We start from the raw sequence: 25,534 nt of genomic DNA, 5'->3' as shown, positions 1-25,534 counted from the left end.
ACACCATCTAAATTGGCTGACTGACCGCAATTACCATCAGAAAAGTACTATTTTCATGCTTCCTATTCAGCCCGGTGCCGTGGTTAATGTGCACAATGACAATCTGCAACCCGGTGATCATCCTGTTGTAAAAGCACAAAAAAGGCCGGCAAATTCTACAGGCGATCCTCCACAGCTCAGTAAAATCCGTAAAAAAATGCTCATAACTGAGGTTTTGTCCGTCAAAAATGAGCAGGCATATTTAGTCCAACAGGCATTAGCAGATAGTGCGCATACCAGCCCAATCCGAAACGTCACGCCCATCACAGATTGCATCAGTCACCTGAAGCAATCGGCATTGCCGGTTGGTGATGCGTTTCATTTTTTTGAATCCAGTGATGCGAAGGATGAACTGATCCGTTTCTATCGGCAAACGACAGACACCGGGTTTCTTTTTATGATCCGGCATCCGAACGACCTGGATCATCACCCGTTAAGAAGGCTGTACTATTATCCAACTCCCGGACAAAAAAACGAGCGTCCCGGGCTTATTTATCAGTCAGTGCCCATCACCCTGATTTTCGATTGTGACAACCTCAGGCCCAGACAGCTGGCCTCATTGAATGAGCTGTTGGAGAATCCTCCCGGCTGGATGGCATCCCTATCAGCACGACAGTCAGTCGGGTTGTTCTGGCCAAAAACAATTTAATACATCAGCCTGATGCTCCCGGACCAGATTTCTGGCGTCGTGTATTTGCCCGGGACAGATCCTCTTCAGCAACCTTCAATGTCACCCCGGCCGCTGTACCATCCTGGTCAGTAAGCCAGCGCACGGAGCCGCCAGAGCCGGGGAGTTTGCTGATTCACTGTGCGGGTCAGGATGTCTTTGCCAGCCTGTTTGGCAACCTGGCCATCAACAATAATGGAGAACAGTATTTTCGCAACGGAGTGATCAGCAGCCAGCCTGAACCTGTGACCATCTGCCTGGTGGACCCGCCGGATGCCAAGAGCCCATTCTGGCAACATTTGTCGGACATTCTTAAGCAAGGCTACTTCATTGCCAATGGTGAACGGGTAGAGCTGCCAGCGTCGCTGGTTTTGCAGCAATATCACACCCCGACAGCAACTATCACGGCATTCAAACAAGCAATTAACAACACACCGGTGTTACCCGGTAAAACCTGCGGGGTTATCAATACCCATAATTTCAGCGCGGTCTTCAGTGACCTGTCCGCACAGGAAAACACCCTGCAAAAGACCGATACCTTTCATAAGATGGCCAGCGAATTTGACCAGCTGCTGATCAGCGGTGAGCTGACCGATGAACAATGGCTGATCCTGAAATATCGGACGGAATCTCTGCCCGTCGCCCCCGGATTGGTGACAGGCACTTTGCCAGAACCCTCCGGTGACAGTGTTGTCAGGCTGTATACCGGCAGTGTTGCCAATATCGCTGCCAATGTTGTTGCACAATCCGACTGTTATCAACTGGCCACCGGTCAGCAATGGGAGGAGCTCTGGTTTACCAGCAAGCTGAAAATGTCAGGCAAGTTGAGTTTCCAGCTGAGAGAAACCCCGTTATTGACACAACTCCTTAAGGGTAAACCAGTGGTGCTGTCCGGGCTGGAACAGACCCCGACCCTGACAGGACATCTGGAGTCACTACTGGTACCTGAGCCCTATCTATGGATTTACGGCCAGAAAAAAGCCCTGCCCCACTGCCAGCTGCATATAGTCTGGCCCACTGACCGACTGCCTGACCAGAGTCCGTGGTTTCAGCGCTGGCAACAGCAGCAGAATGCCCGGAGTGATCGCTCAGCAGGCAGTGTAGAGGCTGGCAGTGTTGGGGGTGAAAGTGTTGAGCCTGAAATAGCTGAGCTCGGTAAAGCTGAGTCCATTTTGGCAGAATCCATTATGGCCGCCCCCGGTTTGATCCAACCCTTTTCGTCCCGTCATCCCGATGCAATCCGGCCATTAGGCCGTCTTTTGTCCCGCATCCGGACATTGCCCCAGAGCCCAGATAAAAGTTATCCGGTCATTCCGCTTCAGGCACCGGCTGAGTTTCTGAAACTGCTGGAGGCTCAGCTCCCCATTGAACAGCGGCTGGATCGCGCCGGGACTCTGGAGCCCTTTCACTGGCGTAAGGCCCTGAATAAGTTACTGGCCCATCCGGTGCGGGGTAATGTAACCATTTACAGTTTTGTTAAAGCTCAGATCAGTGGGATATTTCCGGATTCCATGGCAGAGGTTGATCGTGATGGCATTGCTGCCATCCTGAACACCCTGCCAGCCCTGGAGCACCCAAAGGATCTGACAGATCATTTCTGGCCATTGGCCCGTTATATGGCACCGGCACTGGGCGAGTATTTGCCCGCTACTTTCGGCAAACCTTCTCTGCGCTGCACCGCGAAGATGGCCGCCATTATCCACTCAATATTCCCTCAACAGGGCATTGAGGCTGATCTTTTGCCGGTACTGGACGACAATATCCATCCCTATTCCGGCCATCGCCTGCGTCTGCTGTACAATGCCCTGCGGGTCTGTGGCAGCCAGAGTATCCCGGTGCATCGGCAAGCCCGGGACTTGAACCAGCAACTGATCGCCATTAGCCAGTGCCATCCGTCTGAGCCACTGGAGCAGCTGCAACAGCCGCTTCAGCGCGCCTTTTCGGAACCGCTGCTGACAACCTCCTTGCAGACACTGGCCGCAGATTGGCTGAAGGCCAGCTGTCACCATCAGCAGCAACAGGGCAAGCGGCTTGAACAGCTCACGACCATGCTCAGACAGCACAGGATCATTGAACTCAATGGCCCGGCGGGTACCGGTAAATCCTGCCTGGCCGTCGCCACCGGGCAAGCGTTACAGGAACGGCGGCAGGCATCAATGAAGCGGCTTGCCGCTGGCCCACAGCCTGACCAGCAGACGGTGAAAACCCTGACCCTGGGGCCGAACACCACCTGGGAAGACCTGTACGGTTCGGTCTCCCTGAAACGAGACCGGCAGGGCAATACGGTCTCTCATTTGGTACCCGGCCAGATAACGGATTGGGCCAGGAGAAGACGCCCGGGCCTGCTGGTTATTAATGAAGCCAACCTGGTGCAGCACGGACTATTGTCACCACTGACCGGTTTGCTGCAATCGTCTCCCCGGCTCTGCGTCAATGGCCAGACCTACGAGCTAACAGATAACCACCGGGTTTTGTTGACCGGTAATCCGGAAAATTATCCGGGGCGGAATCTTGACCCTGAATTGCAACGCCGGATTCTGCGCCTCTATTACCGGCCGCTGCCGGAGTCCATTCTGCAACAAGCCATCATTGAGCCACTTCTGCCGGATACCTGGCCCATGGAGCTGAGGTCCACCACTTCCAACACCATCCTCTCCCTGCTGGCAAAGTACAGAAAACAGGTATCCACAGACTATGAGCTGACGCCAAGGGACCTGAAAGACATCATGGCCCGGTTCCGGCTGATCACGGCGGATGCACCCTGTCCCACCAGCCAGGCCCAGGTGTTGGCACTGGCTGACGAAGCGTGCGGGCAAAGTCTGGGGGGGCGGATCGATCGGGACCAACGCCCCGAATGGCAATCGCTCAGGGATTACTGGCACAGTTCCGGTAAGGTGGAAAGTTCATTACTGGAGCAGCACCAGCGGGCCTTCACACAGTTTTTCGGACAGTTGGTACAGGTGAACAAAAAGCAATCGACGCCACTGGTCATCGATACTCCGGCCACCAGAGAGTACATAAAAACCTGCTGGCAATTTCTGCAACTCAGGGAACCGGGAAGAGTTGCCATGGTGGTGGAAGGGACTGCCGGGTGGGGTAAGGATGCCCTGTTACTGCTGACCCTGACCACCTGGCAACAGCAAACCGGTAAAGGCTTTCAGCATCTCAATGGGACACCGGACCAGTTTAACCAGTTTGTGCAGGCCTTTAACCGTGCCTGGCGTCTGGGTGAGGTATTAGTGGTCAGTGAGCTAAATATCATTCCTTCCGGGGAGTTGGAAGAGTTTCTTAATGACCGCCTGCCGCTGCCGCACAAGGCCGGGTTCAAATTGATTGGTACCGTTAATCCACCCACCTATCCCGGACGGACGGCATTCCCGCCATCATTGACCAGTCGATTTACCGGCGTTCATATCCACCATGATACCCGGGATGACTACCGGCTCAGGCTGCAAGCCATGGGGGTATCAGAGGAACTGAGTCGGTGGCTGACCGATTGCGCCAGTGCCCTTAACGATGATTTCCGACAGCAACGCATTCCCCTTGAACTGACGTTGCCGCAGCTGCTGCAGGCGGCCGATCGATTGGGCAGAATCCCCATGGGTTGGTGGCCTGATGGTCTGAGCTGGGAGTGGGAACCCTATCTGGAAAAAAGTTCAAGGGCATTTAAGTGGCCCTATATTCTTGTACAGTCATCAGAAAAGGGATCTTCCAGAGGTTCGGCCAAAAAATCACCGAAGGCTTTCAGTTTGGGCAGGCCCCCGGGTGCGTCCAGAAAATTTCAGGTTACCCGGTTTTTTCCCGTTAAATGGCATGCCAAGCTGTATCGACTAAAACTGCTCACAGCCGATGTGACCACTGATCAGAATTTAGTTATCGGCCTGTTGCCAGGACACCTCGTGGATCAGAGTAATCTTTTGTCCCTGTTAACCGGGCGAACCGATCTGAAAACCGATGAAACCCCCGGGCGCATGACACTTGAACCGGGCCGCAATTGGCAACGATTGCCATCGCTGACTCCCAACGACCGGTTGACCGGTCTGAGATCCATTCCGCAACAGACCAGGCTGGCACAGGATAGGCACACAGGCCAATACTATCTGCGTTCCGAACTCACGGAACCGGAGACGGTAGATTTTATTATTAAACCCGACCGGACTTACTTTCAGCCGTTAACGGCTGATGATCCCATCAACACTCAGCCCTGGCGATGCCCTCCCCTGATCAAAGTACATCTGGATCAGGAGGTGTTCAGCGGGGATCCTGTTCACTTTCCGGGATACCGGAAGTTGCGGGAAATAGGGCTGATAAGAAATCTGGCTGGACGTCTGCTGGCGCTGGTCGATTGGTTCAGAGCTTTTTCTTACGATCGTACTTTTGACGAAACCGGCATCAGTCTGGTCAAGCAATTGTTGCAGGAGCAGCAGGGAAGCTGCCGCCACCGTGCGTTTCTGTTTCAATTACTCTGTCTTTACTGGGGTATTGAAGCCCGAATAGTAAAATCGAAATCACATGCTTTCGTTGAGGTCAGATCCCGCAATGGGTGGCGACTTTGTGATTTATGGGGCGCTGGCAGCTCCAGTATCAGTTACTCATCAGAGCCGACATGGCACAATCTTTACCAGTCAGCCCCAGTGCAGCCAGTCAATTCATCTTGCGGACAGGACGGAGCCGCTGATGGCTGGAACAGGATATTGTCACTGGCCACTTCTCTGCTCCAGCAATGGAAGTGTGTTAGATCTGAATTACCCCAAGAGGCGATAAAACAAATCGAGGACACCGTTCTGGAAACGTTCCGGAAAAATTTCCGCCCCATCCCCATGGACAGGGGATTATTATCAGATCGAACTTACCCAATATCGCCAGATTGCGAAGGTAATATCAATGCATTCCTGATTGCCTACCATTGGGTGCCGACACAATATTTACAGGCGGCCCGACATGCCATTGACCATTTTTCCACCCTGGCTCCACCGGAAAAAAAAGCCATTATCGACTGGAGCCTCTGTATGCTCATCTGGTCAATCGACTATCAGTCTCCCAAAAAGCATCTTTTCTGTCAGTGGTCGGAGTTTGCCTGGCAACTGTATTTGCAAAGCCCGAATGATTTTCCCGTCCTGCCTGTGCAAAGCCTGCAGACCATTATCCGGTTCAATTTTGATCATAATGGCATGGCTCAACGAATCAGCCAGCGCCTGTTTCGGGTTGAGTCCATCAATAAAATTTATCTGAAAAATGTCTGCAACAGTCTGGGGGTTCGCAATTTTTCGTTGCTGCCCCCCTGGGAACAATTGCCACAGGTGGCGGCTACCGAGGTTTATTGGAGTCATGCCTCCCGGGGCAAACCGGATATTGCCCGACTGATCCGTGGTGAGCCCTGTTTCCCGGAAAAATCAACCTCCTACCAGGAAACCAATACCCTGATATTGGCCGCCCAGTTTTTGATCGACAGGGCGTGGGAGACCCTCCGGCAAAGCACCAATAAACTGACCGGTGCCGCCTTTCTTGAGGAACTCCCTGAGCCCCAGACCAACAAAATTTTAGAGGATCACATCGATGATGCAGAAATTAACCGGCAGTTAAATCGCCTGATCGGCGATCAACGCTCTGCTGAAATATATACCCCGGTGATATGTAACGACCTGCAAAGATTCCGGGTCTTGATCGTTGGCAACTTCCGTGAAAACCGGGGAGTCATCTTTGAAAGTCCGGCAGGGCAAAACTTCAACCTGATCGGCAGTGGGATTTTTTCTCCGGGTATTGCCCTGGATTGCCGGGAGTCGCTGGGAACCATAAAACGCCTGCTCAATGAACATGATGCAACTATTTTAAGCGGGAATTAGCGTATCAAGTTATTCCTATGATCAGGCGCGGCATTGCAGGGAGGAACTTTTGCCGGTTTACATCATCTAACTTGACTGACCGGCCGCAATTACTATCAGAAAAGTACTATTTTCATGCTTCCTATTCAGCCAAGTGATCATTCTGTTGTAACCGCTCAAAAAAGGTTGGCAAGTTCTACAGGCGATCCTTCACAGCCCAGTAAAATCCCTAAAAAAACGCCAGAAACCGGGGTTTTGTCCGTCAAAAATGAGCAGTCATATTTAGTCCAACAGGCATCAGCAGATAGTGCGCATTCCAGCCCAATCCGTAACGTCACGACCATCACAGATTGCATCAGCCACCTGAAGCAATCGGTATCACCGATTGGTGATAAATTTTATTTTTGCGATTCCTTTCGTGGGAATGAAATGAAGGAGGAGTTGATCCGTCTCTTTCGGGAAACGACAGGCACCGGGTTTTTTTTTATTATCCGGCATCCGAACGACCTGGATCATCACCCGTTAAGAAGGCTGCACTATTATCCCGCTCCCGGACAAAAAATCGAGCGTCCCGGGCTTATCTATCAGTCAGTGCCCATCACCCTGGTTTTCGATTGTGACAATCTCAGGCCCAGACAGCTGGCCTCATTGAATGAGCTGTTGGAGAATCCACCCCGGCTGGATGGCCCCCCCATCAGCAAGGCAGTCAGCCGGATTGTTCTGGTTAAGGACGATTTAATATACCAGCCTGACGCTCCCGGACCGGATTTCTGGCGTCGGGTATTTGCCTTGAGGAGAACCGATTTTGAAACCGTCAGAGCCACTAACCCCCGGGCCGTTGTGCCATCCCGGTCGGTAAGCCAGCTCACGGAGCCGCCAGAGCCGGGGAGTTTGCTGATTCACTGTGCGGGTCAGGATGTCTTTGCCAGCCTGTTTGGCAACCTGGCCATCAACAGTCATGGAGAACAGTATTTTCGCAACGGAGTGATCAGCAGCCAGCCAGAACCTGTGACCATCTGCCTGGTGGACCCGCCGGATGCCAAAAGCCCATTCTGGCAACATTTGTCTGATATTTTTGAGCAAGGCTACTTCATCGCTAATGGTGAACGGGTGGAGCTGCCAGCGTCGCTGGTCTTGCAGCAATATCACACCCCGACAGCAAATATTACGGCATTCAAACAAGCAATCAACAACACACCGGTGTTACCCGGTAAAACCTGCGGGGTTATCAATACCCACAATTTCGACGCGGTCTTCAGTGATCTGTCCGCACAGGAAAACACCCTGCAAAAGATCGATACCTTTCATAAGATGGCCAGCGAATTTGACCAGCTGTTGATCAGCGGTGAGCTGACCGATGAACAATGGCTGATCCTGAAACATCGGACGGAATTTCTGCCCGTCGCCCCCGGATTGGTGACAGGCACTTTGCCAGAGCCTTCAGGTAATAGCGTTGTCAGGCTGTATGCCGGCAGTGTTGCCAATAATGTTGCTGCACATTGTTATCGACTGGCCACCGGTCAGCAATGGGAGGAGCTCTGGTTTACCAGCAAGCTGAAAATGTCAGGCAAGTTGAGTTTCCAGCTGAGAGAAACCCCGTTATTGACACAACTCCTTAAGGGTAAACCAGTGGTGCTGTCCGGGCTGGAACATACCCCGACCCTGGCAGGGCATCTGGAGTCACTACTGGCACCTGAGCCCTATCTCTGGATTTACGGCCAGAAAAAAGCCCTGCCCAACTGCCAGCTGCATATAGTCTGGCCCACTGACCGACTGCCTGACCAGGGTCCATGGTTTCAGCGCTGGCAACAGCAGCAGGATGCCCGGAGTGATCGCTCAGCAGGCAGTGTAGAGGCTGACAGTGTTGGGGGTGAAAGTGTTGAGCCTGAAATAGCTGAGCTCGGTAAAGCTGAGTCCATTTTGGCAGAATCCATTATGGCCGCCCCAAAATACCTTTCGTCCCGCCATCCCGATGCAATCGGGCCATTATGCAGTCTTTGGTCGCGCATTCGGACATTGCCCCAGAGCCCGGATAAAAGTTATCCGGTCATTCCGGTTCAGGCACCGGCTGAGTTTCTGAAACTGCTGGAGGCTCAGCTCCCCATTGAACAGCGGCTGGATCGCGCCGGGACTCTGGAGCCCTTCCACTGGCGTAAGGCCCTGAATAAGATACTGGCCCATCCGGTGCGGGGTAATACAACCATTTACAGTTTTGTCAAAGCTCAGATCAGTGGGATATTTCCGGATTCCATGGAAGAGGTTGATCGTGATGGCATTGCTGCCATCCTGAACACCCTGCCTGCCCTGGAGCACCCAAAGGATCTGGCAGATCATTTCTGGCCATTGGCCCGTTATATGGCACCGGCACTGGGCGAGTATTTGCCCGCTACTTTCGGCAAACCTTCTCTGTGCTGCACCGCGAAGATGGCCGCCATTATCCACTCAATATTCCCTCAACAGGGCATTGAGGCTGATCTTTTGCCGGTACTGAACGACAATATCCATCCCTGTTCCGGCCAACGGCTGCGTCTGCTGTACGATGCCCTGCGGGTCTGTGGCAGCCAGAGTATCCCGGTGCATCGGCAAGCCCGGGACTTGAACCAGCAACTGACCGCCATTAGCCAATGCCATCCGTCTGCGCCACTGGAGCAGCTGCAACAGCCGCTTCAGCACGTCTTCCCGGAACCGCTGCTAACAACCTCCTTGCAGACACTGGCCTCAGATTGGCTGCAGGCCAGCTGTCATCATCAGCAGCAACAGGGCAAGCGGCTTGAACAGCTCACGACCATGCTCAGACAGCACAGGATCATTGAACTCAATGGCCCGGCGGGTACCGGTAAATCCTGCCTGGCCGTCGCCACCGGGCAAGCGTTACAGGAACGGCGGCAGGCATCAATGAACCGGCTTGCCGCTGGCCCACAGCCTGACCAGCACAGAGTGAAAACCCTGACCCTGGGACCGAACACCACCTGGGAAGACCTGTACGGTTCGGTCTCCCTGAAACGAGACCGGCAGGGCAATACGGTCTCTCATTTGGTACCCGGGCAGATAACGGATTGGGCCAGGAGAAAACGCCCGGGCCTGCTGGTTATTAATGAAGCCAACCTGGTGCAGCCCGGACTATTGTCACCACTGACCGGTTTGCTGCAATCGCCTCCCCGGCTATGCGTCAATGGCCAGACCTTCGAGTTAACAGATAACCACCGGGTTTTGTTGACCGGTAATCCGGAAAATTATCCGGGGCGGAATCTTGACCCTGAATTGCAACGCCGGATTCTGCGCCTGTATTACCGGCCGCTGCCGGAGTCCATTCTGCAACAAGCCATCATTGAGCCACTTCTGCCGGATACCTGGCCCATGGAGCTGAGGTCCACCACTTCGGATACCATCCTCTCCCTGTTGGCAGAGTACAGAAAACAGGTATCCACAGACTATGAGCTGACGCCAAGGGACCTGAAAGACATCATGGCCCGGTTCCGGCTGATCACGGCGGATGCACCCTGTCCCACCAGCCAGGCCCAGGTGTTGGCTCTGGCTGACGAAGCGTGCGGGCAAAGTCTGGGGGGGCGGATCGATCGGGACCAACGCCCCGAATGGCAAGCGCTCAGGGATTACCGGCACAGTTCCGGTAAGGTAGACCGTTCATTACTGGACCAGCACCAGCGGGCCTTCACACAGTTTTTCGGACAGTTGGCACAGGTGAACAAAAAGCAATCGACGCCACTGGTCATCGATACTCCGGCCACCAGAGAGTACATAAAAACCTGCTGGCAATTTCTGCAACTCAGGGAACCGGGAAGAGTTGCCATGGTGGTGGAAGGGACTGCCGGGTGGGGTAAGGATGCCCTGTTACTGCTGACCCTGACCACCTGGCAACAGCAAACCGGTAAAGGCTTTCAGCATCTCAATGGGACACCGGACCAGTTTAACCAGTTTGTGCAGGCCTTTAACCGCGCCTGGCGTCTGGGTGAGGTATTAGTGGTCAGTGAGCTCAATATCATTCCTTCCGGGCTACTGGAAGAGTTTCTCAATGACCGCCTGCCGCTGCCTCACAAGGATGGGTTCAAATTGATTGGTACCGTTAATCCGCCCACCTATCCCGGACGGACGGCATTCCCGCCATCATTGACCAGTCGATTTACCGGCGTTCATATCCACCATGATACCCGGGATGACTACCGGCTCAGGCTGCAAGCCATGGGGGTATCTGAGGATCTGAGTCGGTGGCTGACCGATTGCGCCAGTGCCCTCAATAATCATTTCCGACAGCGACGCATGCCCCTTGAACTGACGCTGCCGCAGCTGCTCCGGGCGGCTGATCGATTGGGCAAAATCGCCATAGACCAGTGGACTAAACATCTATTACTGGAGTGGTGGCCCTATATGAAGGACTGTAAATACCGCTTTCAGTGGCCTTATACTCTTGGAAAGGGATCTTCCAGAGGTCCGAACACTCATTCACCGGAGAGTTTCAGCCTGGGTTGGCCGCCCCCTGGTGTATCCAAAAACTTTCAGGTAACCCGGTGTTTTCCCGGTAAATGGAATCCCGATCTGTATCGACTGGAGCTGTGCACAGCCGATGTGACCACTGATAAGCAGTTAGTTAAAATCCTGTTGCCTATAAACCCTGTGGAGCAGCGCAATCTTTTGTCCGTGTTAACCGGGCGAACCGATCTGAAAACCGGCGAAACCCCCGGGCGCATGACACTGGAACCGGGCTGCAATTGGCAACCATTGCCATCACTGACCCCCAACGACCGGTTGACCGGTTTGAGATCCATTCCGACACAGACGCAGCTGGCACGGGATACGCACACCGACCAGTACTTTCTTCGTTCCGGACTCACGGAACCAGTGACCGTAGATTTTATTATTAAGCCCGACCTGACTTATTTTCAGCCGTTAACGGCTGATGATCCCATCAACACACAGCCCCAGCGTTGCCCGCCCCTGATCAAAGTACATCTGGATCAGGAGGTGTTCAGCGAATACCCGGCTCCGGGGTACCGGAAGTTGCGGGAAATAGGGCAGATAGAGAATCTGTCCGAACGGCTACTGGCCCTTGTCAATTGGTTCAGGGCATTTTCTTACGGTCGTCCTTTTGACGAAACCGGCATCAGCCTGGTCAAGCAATTGTTGCAGGAACAACAGGGAACCTGCCGCCATCGTGGGTTTCTGTTTCAATTACTCTGTCTTTACTGGGGTATTGAGGCCCGAATAGTACAATCGGACTCACATGCTTTCGTTGAGGTCAGATCCTGCAATGGGTGGCGACTTTGTGATTTAGGGGGCGCTGGCAGCTCCACTTACAGTTATTCATCAGAGCCGGAATGGCACAATATTTTCAAATCAGCGCCAGTGGAACCCGTCAATTCGACTTACGCTCAGGACGGAGCCGCTGATGGCTGGAGCGGAATATTGTCACTGGCCGTTTCTCTGCTCGAGCAACACAAGTGTACTCATTCTGAATTACCCCAAGAGGCTATAAAACATTTCCAGAACATCTTTCTGGAAACGTTCCGGAAAAATTTTCGCCCTATCCCCCTCTGCAGGGATTTATCATCAAGACGATCTAAGCAAGTATCGTCAGATGACGAATTGGATGACATTATCTATGCATTTGAGATTGCCCGCTATTGGGTACCGGAACAGTATTTGTTGGCGGCCCGACATGCCATTGACCATTTTTCCACCCTGGCCCCCCCGGAAAAAAAAGCCATTATCGACTGGAGCCACTATATGCTCATCTGGTCAAACCACTATAAGTCTCCCCTGAATCATCCTTTCTGTGAGTGGTCGGAGTTTGCCTGGCAACTGTATTTGCAAAGCCCGAATGACTTTCCCGTCCTGCCTGTTCAAAGCCTGCAGACCATTATCCGGTTCAATTTTGATCATAATGGCATGGCTCAACGAATAAGCCAGCGCCTGTTCCAGGTTGAGTCCATCGATAAAGTCTTTCTGAAAAATGTCCGCGACAGTCCGGACATCGGCAATTTTCCCCTGCTGTGCTCCCTGGAACAATTGCCAAAGGTGGCGGCTACCGAAGTTTATTGGAGTCATGCCTCACGGGGTAAACCGGATATTGCCCGACTGATCCGTGGTCAGCCCTGTTTCCAGGAAAAATCAACCTATTACCAGGAAACCAATACCCTGATAGTGGCCGCCCAGTATTTGATCGACAGGGCGTGGGACACTCTCCGGCAAAGCACCAATAAACTGACCGGCGCAGCCTTTATTGAGGAACTCCCTAAGCCCCAGATCATGACTTCCCTGAATGATCACACCGATGATGAAGAAAATAACCGGCAGTTAATTCGTCTGATCGGCGATAAACGCTCTGCTGACATATATACCCCGGTAATATGTGAAGACCTGAAAAGATTCCGGGTCTTGATCGTTGGCAATTTCCGCGACCGGGTAACCATCTTTGAAAGTGCGGCAGGGCAAAATTTCAACCTGATCGGCAGTGGGATTTTTACTCCGGGTATTGCCCTGGATTGTAAGGATTCGCTGGGAACCATAAAACGCTTGATCAATGAACATGATGCAACCATTTTAAGCAGATATTAATGGCAATTCAGCCTTCTACGCTTTCTACACTTTCGCCTTGAAGTACTGTCAGCGTGATTAAGAATTGATGACGATAAACTAAAGAATAAGGGAAAAGGGCATGTATAAAGTAGTGAATGCACAGTCAGGGTCACCTGCTCGACCACACTCCGAAATGTTTACCCTGAGAAAAGGAATTAAGAAATAGCACCATTATCGTTTCCTTTTTTCAGTTCACAATCTGAGCAGGAATAACTGTTTAAATAAACTTCCTTCTCTCCGGAAATTTAACGAGATTTAAAATGAATCCTTGTTTTACTAACGAGCAATCTACTAAAAGACCAACGTTGACTCATGACAGTGTAATGAGTCCAAGTACCGATAAGGCTAACTCTGAAACCTCCGCTCATTTATTGCATTTTTCCGGGATACCTTTGAACAAACTCGGTGATATCTCTACTCATCTGAGCTGTGGTGAAATTCAGGAGTTGCAAAAAGAGTGTGGGCAGATCCATCTGTCGGCAGTCACCTCCCGTGACATTAAGGAAAACTGGCCTTTTAAATATCTCTATACCAGACCTGATAAAGCTGAAACCAGGCACGATCCACTCATCACTCACCAAGCGGTATTCTCTGAGGAGATACGTCAGATGATTGAATGCCGTGAGTTTAAACTTGAGCGAAAAGGGGTTGCTCATTTTTTTGATGGTCAGAACATAAAAGCGATGTTCAGCCCCTCGGAACGCCATGTCCTGTTCCAGGACTTCCATGTAGTCCGCGGCTGGAGTTGTGATGACAATGGTGACTGGCGGGAGGACGTTGTACTGGGGGTCAAACCAGATAACACCGCCATCTTCAGCACTTCCGGGCACTATGCGATGGCAGCAGCAGAAGGGTTGTGCAAAGTCTGGAGCTTTGACGGTGGGACCAACTGGCTGGAACAGTTTGAGACCCACAATATCGGCAGGATTAAGAATGTTCAATTTTCCCCCATAGAGCGGGCACTGGCCATCACCAGCAGTGACCATAACGGCCTTGATGCATTGATGATCTGCGTTCGCCATGGCGATAGAGGCTGGATACCGGGATACATGAACAATGGGTTTGAGAATTTGTCTTTTCAATTCAGTCCTTCCGGTAATGATCTACTGATCACTTCCAAACGTGGTGCTGATATTCTGAGCATTGACTACAACGGCCAGGTCAGATGCCAATATTCATATCCGACCAGCGACATGGACGTGAATACTACCTTCAGTCCGACTGGAAATTGTGCTGTTATCCTCACCAAAACGGTGGGTTCAGATGAAAACACACTGACAATCATTGGCCCTGTAGACGACAAGTGGCAAGAGTTGGAATCCCTCAACATGACAATTTATGATGTCAAATTCAGTAACTCAGCACGGCATCTGATGATCCACACCATAGACCATAAAATCAGACTATGGAGTGTGAATGACCAGGGCCGCTGTGTTCAAAAGAAAGAAATTACTGATCAGCCGTCACTTACGGCTACGCAATTCAGTGCATCAGAAGACATCTTCCTGACTCACAATTCTGATAATGGCGTTGTCCAAATCCTGAACTACAAGCGTTCGGGCCAATGGGCAATTTCACACAAAAATACTTATTATTTTTCGCGGCAAGCCTGTTTCAGCGATGACCCGGCATCCAACTGTATTATGATCAGGGAGGGTAATGATGTTCATGTCGTGCATGTTAGCAACGAAGGCCGTTGCCAATTTAAAAAAATCCATTCAGAAGAGAAAATTGATGAGGCAAGCATCAGCCCATCAGGACGCTATGTTCTGACCACTCATGGTGGCCGTGATGGGCTCATAGCCAGGCTCTGGAGTTTTGACAGCGAGGGTAATTCGTTTGCCAAAACCAGGATTAACCGTCCTGCATCGGTCAACAACGGTTTCAAAGTCAATAAAGCCATATTCAGCGCTTCGGAGCAGTTGCTCCGGCTTTACGGCGGTGGTGGTTTTTTTTCTCTGAATACCATTATCTTTTGGGGGTGTGATAATAACGGCTCATGGACCGAGAGAGGCGTTGTGGACAACGCTGTCTGTGACCCATTGACCGATGAACCTGTCCACAGTCACACAATGCTCCAGATATTGGCTGGCGACGAGGAACAGGACGGAGACTTTAAAATCTTCGGCTACGACTGTGATGGCAATTGGAGCCAAAAGGCAAAAAGAAACCACGGTACCACATTCTCTTCAGGCAGTTTCAGCCCCTCGGGACGAATGCTGTTGACCTGTGGTGACAAAAGCGCCAGCATCTGGCAGATCAAACCGGAGAAACAAGTATAAGCAGTCAGTGCCAAAGGGCTGCGCTGGCTTTTTTGCACGCAGCTCTCTGTTTTTTTATGCCTGAAAAACATCATCGGTATTACACCACGGCTTAATCAGGAATCTGCAGCACCTGCCCCACACGAATAGTATTGGCACTGGATAGCCGGTTAGCACGCCTCAGGTCATTCATGCTGATTTCAAACCGATTGGCAATCTCTGACAGCGTATCCCCGGGTTTAATCACATACCGTGATGGCCGGGTGTTAAGGGTGCCCTCCTGTTTCCATTTGGCAACCAGTGTGTCCGGTGGTGGCTTTTTGTAGAACCAGCTTTTCGTACCATTGAAAATAGCTTTCGCCATCGCCTTCTGGTGACTGCGGCTCTTTAGTTTTCTGGCCTCTTCAGGGTTGGTGATAAACCCGGTCTCTATCAGGATGGATGGAATATCCGGAGACTTCAGCACCACAAAGCCGGCCTGTTCCACCTGTTTTTTATGCAAGCGGTTAATCCCACCCATATTGGCCAGAACTTTATTGCCCACTTCCAGGCTGGACGACAGCGTTGAGGTCATGGACAGGTCCAGCAGAACGCCGGCCAGAACATCATCCTTATCCCCCAGGGATATACCGCCTTCTCCGCCAATCTGGTCTGATGCGTTCTCTTTCTGGGCCAGCCAGCGAGCCGTTTCCGATGTGGCACCACGGCGTGAAAGGGCATAAACCGACGCCCCTTTGGCGCGACGATCCTTAAAGCCATCCGCATGGATGGAGATGAACAGATCGGCTTTGTTGTCCCGGGCAATCTGGGTACGACGGCGGAGGTCTATATAATAATCACCCGTGCGCACCAGCACCGGGCGAAACCCCTTCTCTTTACTCAGCAGGGTGGCCAGCTCTTTGGCTATCGCCAGGGTTACCTGTTTCTCATAACCACCGCCGTAGGCAATGGCCCCGGGGTCTTCACCGCCGTGGCCAGCATCTATTGCCACGATAATATCCCGATGACCCGCGGGCTTCTGCCTGACCACTGGCTGTGGTTTTCTGCTCTTATCATCAAACAGATCAACCACCAGGCGGTGGCCATAGGTCGCATTGGGTTTCAGCAGAAAACTTTCGCTGGACACCTTTTCACTGAGATCCAGAACGATACGCAGGTCATTTTTATTACGGGCACCATGGCGGATCTTTAGAATCGGCGTATCTTTCAGCTGCAGGCCACTGAATGAGCCACTGAGCCGGGCACCGTCAACATCAATAACCAGTCGGCTGGGGTTGCTCAGGTGGAATTTATTGTGCTCAACCGCATCGGAAACATCGAACACCAGTCGTGTTTTATCCGGCGACCGCCAGAGTCTGACATTTTTAATCAGCTTATAGACCGCTTCAGCTACCTGAACCTTCAGGGCTGCAAGCCCCACGGCCAGAATACCCAGCTGCCTGACAAAACGACGCCTGCCACCGGAAAATACCGGTTCAACCTCCGTGCCAGAGGTGGCTCTTTTTCGGGTAGGTGTTGCTGCGCGTTGTTTTATCAAAAGCCTGGCCAGAACCCGGCGAACAATCCCTGTTCTCTGACTCATCCGCCCCCCTGAAGTGCTCTTATGGTTTTCAGCGCACGCTTCCCTTTATCAGTCACTGCGACAATCCTTGCTTTCCTGCCGGGCAACTCACTCTGGTCAAACGAATGATAGGCAAAGGTAATGTCCAGATCAGCCTCTGGCAGCTCCCCCTGTCCACGGGTTGGCCACTCAACCAGACACAGCGCCGCTTCGCTGAAATAATCCCGACCACCAATAAATTCCAACTCCTCAGGGTCGGCAAGGCGATAAAGATCAAAGTGGTAAACCTTATGGTTATTGACCTCGTAAGGCTCCACCAGTGTATAGGTCGGGCTTTTTACTGCGCCCTGATGGCCAAGATGCCGAAGGACACCCCGGCAGAACGTGGTTTTACCCGCACCAAGATCACCATGCAGAAAAACAATGCCCCGGTCACCCAGGGCTTCTGCCAGATGCCCCCCCAGCGCCACCATAGCGTCTTCATTTTCTATCAGCAGTTCATATCTGCCTTGCATAAGCTTTTCCACACGGCCAGTTACCAATGTCTGGCTTATCAATAATAAAATTCAATCGTTGTCGAATAACCGGAATCAACTCCGTTGCCCTTAAGCCGGTTTCACCCTGACCGGCAACCACCTCATCGGCAGCAGAAGCATGCAGCCAAGCCGCCATTTGGGCCGCCCTGAAAGGTGTCAGCCCCTGGGCCAGCAGTGCGCCAATAACGCCACTGAGCACATCCCCCATACCGGCCACCGCCATGCCCGGGTTGCCCTCAGAGCACAGCGCGGTGTTCTGGCCATCAAACAGCAGCGTTCCCGCCCCTTTCAGTAGCAGGGCAATCTCTGGCTGCCGGTGCGCTGCACCCTCGCCAGTAAGAGCCGTTAATTGTCGATGACTGTCTACCAGCGCTGCAAATCGATTGTTCTGAATCGTTGGAATATCCAAACCCGATAAACGCGCCAGCTCACCAGGATGAGGGGTGAAAATAATCGGGGACTTTCGTCCATTTAGCAATTGTGGATGATCCGATAACAGGTTCAGGGCATCAGCATCCAGTACCACCGGGCACTCTGCCGCCAGGGCATCCTTGAGCAGCTGCAGCCCCCAGTCATCCCGGCCCAAACCCGGGCCAATAACCATGACACTCTTTCCTTCTGCCAGAGCACCCAGGCCGGACCCGTGCTTTACCGATACCCCCATCACCTCAGGGCAGCGAACAGCCAGCGCCGCAAGGTGTCGCTTGCGGGTAGCCACCGTCACACGGCCAGCACCGCAATAGAGGGTAGACTCAGCGGCCATCATGATCGCCCCCGGCATTCCGTGGTTACCACCGATAAGCAGCACATGCCCAAAATCACCTTTATGGGCGGCACGGCTTCTCGGTGACAGCCAACCACGAAACTGCTCCGGAGTAATTCGTCGACAGTCAGCAGGAACGGTTTGATAGACCGGTTCAGGCACGCCCAGGTCATTAAAGACCAGCTCGCCACAGTATTCTGGTCCCAGCCCTGTCATCAGCCCCTGCTTCAGGCCAATAAAAGAGACGGTAACCCTGGCCTTGACCGCCACTCCCAGCGGAACTCCGGTATCAGCGCAAAGGCCGGACGGGATATCCACAGCACACACCGGACGTTCAAGATGATTCAGGCGTTTGATGGCATCCTGATAGTCGCCCCGCACCTCACCACGAAGCCCGGTACCGAGCATGGCATCCACAACTACATCCGCGCACAGGGACTGGGTGCTGTCGTAAGGTCGAATCACCACGCCAGCATCAGTGCAGGCCTGCCAGGCGGTGAGGGCGTCGCCGTTAAGCTCCGCTGGATTTTTCACCGCCAGTACCGAAACCCTCAGCCCCTGCTCTTTGGCCAGTTTGGCGACCATATAGCCATCGCCACCGTTGTTGCCTGCCCCACACAACACCAGCAGGGTGCCGGCTTCTGGCCAGTAGTGGACAATCGTGGACAGCACGGTGCTGGCCGCCCTGGTCATCAGCTCAAAACCCGGGATGCCGTGCTGGTGGATGGCCACATGATCCAGTTGTCGAACCTGATCGGCAGTGTAGAGAGACTCTGGTAAGCTCTTATTCATAAGCGTGCCCGCGATGATACAATAGAGATTGTATTTTGCATTCAAACTGTGCCAAACAATTTATTCCAAACAATCTATGCCAAAAGAGTTAACCCAATTCAGTGCCTGAACCGTTATCTTCACCACCCACTTTAACCACATTGACGGACTCATCGCCAGCACCGGCCATGGAAAAACTCGTTGGAAAAATTCGCACTTGGGCCAGAGAGCTTGGCTTTCAGGAAATCGGTATTACCGAAGCCAAAATACCGGAAGATGATCTTAAGCATCTGGCAGCCTGGCTGGCGAAAGGGTATCACGGCGATATGGCTTATATGGCCCAGCACGGCGAGCTGAGGGCACATCCGGAGCAACTGCATCCTGGCGCATTAAGGGTGATTTCTGCCCGTATGGATTACCTGCCAGCGGATACCGAAACCGTGAAACTGCTCAACGAACCGGAAAAAGCCTATGTCTCCCGCTATGCCCTGGGCCGGGACTACCATAAGTTGATCCGTAAACGGCTCACCCAGCTGGGCAGGCAGATTGAAGCTGCCGTTGGCGATCATGGCTATCGCGCCTTTGTGGACAGTGCGCCAGTGATGGAGCGCCCATTGGCACAACAGGCCGGACTGGGCTGGGTGGGCAAGCATTCACTGATACTGAACCGTCAGGCTGGCTCCTTTTTCTTTCTTGGTGAGTTGTTCACCAACCTCCCGCTGCCTGTGGATAAGCCTTACGAAAATAATCACTGCGGACGCTGTACCTCCTGTATGGACAAGTGCCCAACCCGGGCCATTGTGGCTCCCTACAAGGTGGATGCCCGCCGCTGTATCTCTTACCTGACCATCGAAAACAAGGGTCCCATTCCTGAAGATCTGCGCCCTCTGATGGGCAATCGTATCTATGGCTGTGATGACTGCCAGCTGGCCTGCCCCTGGAACCGTTTTGCCAGGCCAACCCGGGAGCCGGACTTTCAACCTCGTCACCATCTGGATGACAGTGATCTGGTGGATCTTTTCCACTGGAGTGAAGAACAGTTTCTGGAACGAACCGCTGGCTCGCCTATCCGCAGGGCAGGTTATGAAAGCTGGTTGCGTAATATCGCTGTGGCACTGGGCAATGCTCCGGGCAGTGACGCCATTATTGCCGCTCTGAAAAGTCGTCTGGATTATCCATCAGAGCTGGTTCAGGAGCATGTCACCTGGGCTCTCAAGCAACACGATGTGCAGTGCTGATGCAGGTTGTCCACAGGTGAAGCAAGACTGCCATTGTCCGTTACTGAATCTAACGGGGTTGTTAGTGATCTGTCCCGCCAATCCACTAACCTTGGGACAGTAATCATAGCGACTTTTTTGTGATTTGAATCAGGAAAAAGTCCCTTAGAACAACAACTAACAAGGCAGATGATATCCATGAAATCGACTAAACCTGTTTTTTTTACGCTACTGTTATCCCTGATGACCAGTAATCTGACCCTGGCAGCTGACAATGACACAGTCTGGATATTTGGCTACGGCAGCCTGATGTCTACGCTGGCCCGCACCGCTACCGCAGCAGACGCCGAAGGTGCCGAGTACCTGCCGGTGAAGGTTCATGACATGGCCAGAAAGTGGAATCTCTGGATAGCAAAAGCGTCACAGAGAGCACTGAACATCGAAGTGTCCCCAGGCGATTCCGTTAATGGCTTACTCTTTGGTGTGAAAATCAAAGACCTGCCAGCGTTTGACCTGCGGGAAGGGTCTTACAATCGGGTAAAAATAGCCAAAGACAAAGTATCATTTTATCGGGAGGATCACCGGAATAAGGTTTTCGGAACCGATAATGACGCGGAGATTTATGCCTACCTTCCCAAACCCGAGTTTTACGTTGGCCCGGAAGATACGGAAAAGAAAATCGCCATGTCCTACCTGAATATTGTCCGTTCCGGCTGTGTTGAAGTGGACCAGACCAACAATCTCAATGGCCAGTTCATCATGGACTGTCACCAAACGCTGGGCCTTGAAGAGTATGACGCTTTTCAGGATGAAGACCAGCCCACCTACATAAGACACCCGAAAAAATTGCTGAACAAAGCAGAGCAAAGGGTGGATTTTCTGAAGGGGTATCTGGAAAATGACTGGCCCAATTATCTTGAAATCGTCAGGAAATATTGGGGGTTTTGATAGCTGAGGGTCGCCGCACGTTACCCGCCGCCCGCTTCCCGAAAAAGCCGTAACTGCTTACGCTTTTGCGGGAATCGGGCTGCGGGTAGCGGGTAGCGTCTGTAGGAAGTTATTTCAGGACCATTCCTACACAGGCAAACCAAATCTCGGCAGAGACAATCCCTTATACACCGCCATCAGCCTTAGAATAAGGACAACAGCAGCCGCAATAATTGACGTGTGGTTTATGTTTTGAAGCAATGGCTCCAGCAATATGAACACTGCGCCTCCCGCCATGGCTGCGGATGCATAGATCTCCTGTCTCAATACCATGGGAATCTCGCCGGCCAGCATATCCCGGATGGCACCACCACCACAGCCAGTCAATACCCCCATCATCACCGCGACCATTGGCTCCACACCAAATGACAACGACTTGGTCACGCCGATGACCACAAAGACCGCCAGCCCCAGGGCATCAGAGACCTGAAGAATCCACTTGCTGCGCTCATGCCACTGGCGAACCAGAATGGCAAACAGCGTCGTAGCCAGAATAACCAGCAGGTAGAGCGTATCCTGTATCCAGAATACGGGCGTAGAGGAGAGCAAAACGTCTCGAATAGTTCCGCCCCCAACGGCAGTAACGAAGGCGAGTACCATTGCACCAAACAGGTCCATGTCTTTACGGCAGGCCAGCCAGACACCACTGATCGCAAAAACCACAGTACCAAAAAGGTCGAGAATATAGAGCAGCATTAACGAACCTACGGAGAAAAGGTCATTGGATTATAGATTATAAATTCGTCTTCCACGGCCAGATATAGTCATATACCGGCATTCTTTCCGAATACCGTCTGGCTGCTAGTCTTCTTACTCTTGATGAGGAAACCGCCATGAATAAACCCGATATTTACCGTGGCAGGCTGCCAGCAGAAGAGTACCGCCGCAACTTTGCCGACATCAAGCCTCCCCTCAGTGATTACCAGGCTCATATTGAAGCCAGCCGATGCCTTTACTGCGAAGCGGCACCCTGTATCCCGGCCTGTCCTACCGGTATCAATATTCCCTCTTTTATCCATCGTATCGCCACTGACAATATCGACGGTGCCGCACAGGCCATTCTGGATGCCAATATTCTGGGAGGAAGCTGTGCCCGGGTCTGCCCAACCGAGGTTCTCTGCGAGCAGGCCTGCGTCAGAAATCATGAGCCAGAGTGCCTGCCGGTGAAAATCGGCCTGCTGCAGCGTTATGCCATCGATAACCGCCAGTCAGCTGACCATCCATTTACCCGCCTGCCGGAAACAGGAAAAACCATCGCCGTTGTGGGTGCCGGCCCGGCAGGACTGTCCTGTGCACATGCCTTGGCCAGACAAGGTCACACCATTACCCTGTTTGATGCCCGGGAGAAGCCCGGAGGCCTGAATGAGTTCGGCATTGCCTACTACAAACTGGTGGATAGCTATGCCCGCCAGGAAGTGGACTTCATTTTGGAAATTGGTGGTATTTGTCCGGAGTATGGCTGTCGGCTTGGTCAGAATCTCAGCCTGGATCAATTGCGAGCAGAGTTTGATGCAGTGTTTCTCGGGCTCGGGTTGGGCGGTTGCCACTTCTTAGGCCTTCCGGGTGAAGCAGCAGAAGGCGTTGAGGATGCTCTCCCGGCCATATCCTCCCTTCGTCAGTGCCATGATCTGAGCCAATTGCCTGTTGGCCGACGTATAGTGGTTATTGGCGGGGGCAACACCGCCATTGATATTGCCTGCCAATGCAAACGGCTGGGCGCAGAGGATGTCACCATTGCCTACCGTCGTGGCCCTGAACAGATGTCAGCCACCGGTCATGAACAGGCGTTTGCCCGGGATAATGGTGTTCGCATCCTCACCTGGGTACAGCCTTCAGCCCTGCAGACGGAAGATGGCTGCATCACCGCCATCCAGCTGGAAAAAACCGTGCTCGATACCAGCGGCCAATTACAGGGCACCGGTGAGCTGACTACCTTGCCGGTAGACACACTCTACAAAGCCATTGGCCAGCATTTGCTGGTGGATGCATTTGCCAATACCAGTGACAGCCCGGTGATAAAAGGCAACCGCATAGTAACGGACGACCACTTTCGTACGTCACTGATTAACGTCTGGGCCGGTGGTGACTGCATTGATAAAGGTGAAGACCTGACCGTCCATGCGGTTGAGCATGGAAAACGGGCGGCCCGGGCCATTGATCAATACCTGCAAGGGAGGAAAAGATAATGGCTGATTTAACCAGTAATTTCCTCGGTATTCGCTCCCCCAACCCGTTCTGGCTGGCTTCTGCGCCACCGACGGACAAAGCCTACAATGTCTATCGGGCATTTGAGGCTGGCTGGGGCGGTGCAGTCTGGAAAACCCTGGGTGAAGACCCGGCACCGGTCAATGTCTGTTCCCGTTATTCCTGCCACAGGAATACCCGTGGTGACGTGATCGGGTTTAACAATATCGAACTGATCACCGACCGCCCGCTGCAGGTGAATCTGGACGAGATACGCCAAACCAAAAAAGACTGGCCAGACCGGGCACTGCTGGTCTCGCTGATGGTACCCTGCAAAGAAGAAAGCTGGCAGGCCATCCTTCGCCAGGTAGAGGAGACCGGCTGTGATGGTGTTGAATTGAATTTTGGCTGTCCCCACGGCATGTCGGAACGGGGGATGGGCTCAGCGGTCGGTCAGGTGCCGGACTATATTGAAATGGTTACCCGCTGGTGCAAGCAACACAGCAACCTGCCCGTTGTCGTTAAACTCACCCCCAATATCACCAATATCGTGGTGGCTGCTGAAGCGGCTCAGGCCGGTGGTGCCGATGCCGTCTCGCTGATCAATACCATCAACTCCATTACCGGTATTGATCTGGACCGGATGGTGGGATATCACGCCGTCAACGATCAGTTCACCAGTGGTGGTTATTGTGGCGAAGCGGTGAAACCCATCGCCCTGAATATGGTCGGGCAGATTGCCCGCAGCCCGGACACCGCCGGACTGCCCATCTCAGCCATTGGCGGTATCAGTACCTGGCGGGACGCAGCCGAATTTATGGCGTTAGGGGCGGGCACCGTTCAGGTTTGTACCGCCGCCATGCTGAACGGTTTCAAAATTGTACAGGACATGATTGATGGCCTGTCCCGGTGGATGGACCGCAAACACTATCCGACCCTGGACAGCTTTCAAGGCGCTGCCGTCCCCCAATCTGACCGACTGGCAATACCTGGACCTGAATTACAAGACCATTGCCCACATTGATCAGGACAGCTGTATCCAATGCGGCCGATGCTATGCCGCCTGTGAAGATGCTGCCCACCAGGCCATCGCCATGACCCCGGTCAAACAGTCAACCCGGCACCGATATGAGGTGATTGAGGAAGCCTGCGTGGGGTGCAACCTCTGCCAGATCACCTGTCCGGTGGATAACTGTATTACCATGGTCAGACAGCAAACCGGCAAACCTTACCTGAACTGGACGGAGCATCCGAATAACCAGAGTCAGGAAGGTAACCTATCGACGGAGCAAACCTGATTTTTCAGTGCCGGAGTATGTCATGAATTCACTGGAGTATGCAGTTGTCTGTGGTGACCATGTCATGGTCAAAACCCTGCTGGACAAGGGGGCGGACCCGGATATTCCCGGAAATAACAATGAAACCCCGCTGCACCGGGCAGTTAACGCTGGTCACCATGTTATTGCCAAGACCCTGCTGACCTACGGGGCTGACCCAAACCTCAAGGACATTAGTGGAAGGACAGCCTTGCATTTTGCCGCTCTCGAAGGTCACCATGCTATGGTCGAGCCCCTGCTGGCCATTGGGGCTGACCCGAACCTAAAGGATGGGACTGGACGGAAAGCCTTGACATCTGGACTTAACAGTGATTACCCGGATGTATACAGAACCCTGTTACCTGTAACCCATCAGCCGGACTGGAACAGCCTGTTACCGAAACTTGTCTATGAAGGATGGAAAGATCAAGTTGAAGCGGCACTGGCCAACGGGGCTGACCCGAATATTCCCGATTTTTACCACAAAACCCTGCTGCACAGGGCAGCCGAGGATGGTCACTTTGATATTGTCAAGACTCTGCTGGTCAACGGGGCTGACCCGAAATTCAAAGACTGGAATGGACGGACAGCCTGTCAATGTGCAATGACAGAAGCCATAAAAGAAGCCATCCAGCATTTCATGTCTGTACCTCACTCTCTCCAATTCTACTGCCGGGCCAGCATCCGGGGTCGGCTGGTCAAGTGTCTGCCCGACAACGGACTACCAATGAAGGAGGCGGTCAGGTTTCTGCCGCTTAATCCTCCAGCAATGCAGTATGTCGATCGCCTGCTGTCACTGTAGGGCGAGTCGGAGCTGCT

12 protein-coding genes and 1 pseudogene are annotated in these 25,534 nt (G+C 52.8%); 9 read left to right on the top strand and 4 right to left on the bottom strand.

The annotated features are described in order from the left end of the window. Positions 1 to 55: 55 nt before the first annotated feature. From O3276_RS11655 to O3276_RS11640, 4 genes are all read left to right on the top strand, one after another. Positions 56 to 688, top strand: a complete 633-nt coding sequence (locus O3276_RS11655; protein WP_269675769.1) for a hypothetical protein — start codon at positions 56 to 58, stop codon at positions 686 to 688. Between the two features lie 146 nt (positions 689 to 834). Next, entirely contained in the window at positions 835 to 6,549 is a 5,715-nt protein-coding gene (locus tag O3276_RS11650; RefSeq protein ID WP_269675768.1) for an AAA family ATPase, read from the top strand. A 408-nt stretch (positions 6,550 to 6,957) separates the two neighbouring features. Further along, entirely contained in the window at positions 6,958 to 13,098 is a 6,141-nt protein-coding gene (locus O3276_RS11645; protein ID WP_269675767.1) for an AAA family ATPase, read from the top strand. Positions 13,099 to 13,442: 344 nt separating this feature from the next. After that, the gene (locus O3276_RS11640; RefSeq protein WP_269675766.1) at positions 13,443 to 15,401 is read left to right on the top strand and encodes a WD40 repeat domain-containing protein; all 1,959 of its coding nucleotides are present in this window, start codon (positions 13,443 to 13,445) and stop codon (positions 15,399 to 15,401) included. Between the two features lie 91 nt (positions 15,402 to 15,492). Here the strand turns inward: O3276_RS11640 and O3276_RS11635 are convergent, their stop codons facing one another. From O3276_RS11635 to O3276_RS11625, 3 genes are read right to left on the bottom strand one after another with little or no spacing between them, the layout of a single operon-like run. Beyond that, entirely contained in the window at positions 15,493 to 16,962 is a 1,470-nt protein-coding gene (locus O3276_RS11635; RefSeq protein ID WP_269675765.1) for an N-acetylmuramoyl-L-alanine amidase, read from the bottom strand. Beyond that, positions 16,959 to 17,456, bottom strand: a complete 498-nt coding sequence (gene tsaE, locus O3276_RS11630) for a tRNA (adenosine(37)-N6)-threonylcarbamoyltransferase complex ATPase subunit type 1 TsaE (RefSeq protein ID WP_269675764.1) — start codon at positions 17,454 to 17,456, stop codon at positions 16,959 to 16,961. The genes O3276_RS11635 and tsaE overlap by 4 nt, the downstream gene beginning before the upstream one ends. After that, positions 17,440 to 19,032: an NAD(P)H-hydrate dehydratase gene (locus O3276_RS11625; RefSeq protein WP_269675763.1), complete on the bottom strand. Its 1,593-nt coding sequence runs from the start codon at positions 19,030 to 19,032 to the stop codon at positions 17,440 to 17,442. Before O3276_RS11625 ends, tsaE begins: the two co-directional genes overlap by 17 nt. 167 nt (positions 19,033 to 19,199) lie before the next feature. Between O3276_RS11625 and queG the strand changes: the two genes are divergently transcribed. Together queG and O3276_RS11615 are read left to right on the top strand one after the other, a co-directional pair. Continuing rightward, a complete protein-coding gene (gene queG / locus O3276_RS11620; RefSeq protein WP_269675972.1) occupies positions 19,200 to 20,249 on the top strand; it encodes a tRNA epoxyqueuosine(34) reductase QueG in 1,050 nt (349 codons plus the stop codon). A gap of 177 nt (positions 20,250 to 20,426) precedes the next feature. Next, the gene (locus O3276_RS11615) at positions 20,427 to 21,176 is read left to right on the top strand and encodes a gamma-glutamylcyclotransferase family protein (RefSeq protein ID WP_269675762.1); all 750 of its coding nucleotides are present in this window, start codon (positions 20,427 to 20,429) and stop codon (positions 21,174 to 21,176) included. Between the two features lie 126 nt (positions 21,177 to 21,302). Here the strand turns inward: O3276_RS11615 and O3276_RS11610 are convergent, their stop codons facing one another. Beyond that, entirely contained in the window at positions 21,303 to 21,911 is a 609-nt protein-coding gene (locus O3276_RS11610; protein ID WP_269675761.1) for a trimeric intracellular cation channel family protein, read from the bottom strand. Positions 21,912 to 22,048: 137 nt separating this feature from the next. Here O3276_RS11610 and O3276_RS11605 point away from each other — a divergent pair, with 137 nt between their 5' ends. The 3 genes and pseudogenes from O3276_RS11605 to O3276_RS11595 all read left to right on the top strand — a co-directional run bounded on the left by O3276_RS11605 (position 22,049) and on the right by O3276_RS11595 (position 25,517). Further along, complete coding sequence (locus O3276_RS11605; protein WP_269675760.1) at positions 22,049 to 23,401, top strand: NAD(P)-dependent oxidoreductase; 1,353 nt, start codon at positions 22,049 to 22,051, stop codon at positions 23,399 to 23,401. Further along, a pseudogene (gene preA / locus O3276_RS11600) lies at positions 23,401 to 24,697 on the top strand (NAD-dependent dihydropyrimidine dehydrogenase subunit PreA). The gene O3276_RS11605 and the pseudogene preA overlap by 1 nt, the downstream one beginning before the upstream one ends. 22 nt (positions 24,698 to 24,719) lie before the next feature. Next, positions 24,720 to 25,517, top strand: a complete 798-nt coding sequence (locus O3276_RS11595) for an ankyrin repeat and SOCS box protein (protein WP_269675759.1) — start codon at positions 24,720 to 24,722, stop codon at positions 25,515 to 25,517. Positions 25,518 to 25,534: the final 17 nt, after the last annotated feature.

It is taken from the genome of Endozoicomonas sp. GU-1 (assembly GCF_027366395.1).
In the GTDB taxonomy this organism is placed as follows: domain Bacteria; phylum Pseudomonadota; class Gammaproteobacteria; order Pseudomonadales; family Endozoicomonadaceae; genus Endozoicomonas.
Note: the sequence above shows the minus strand (reverse complement) of the source record. Positions and strands in the feature narration are given on the sequence as shown.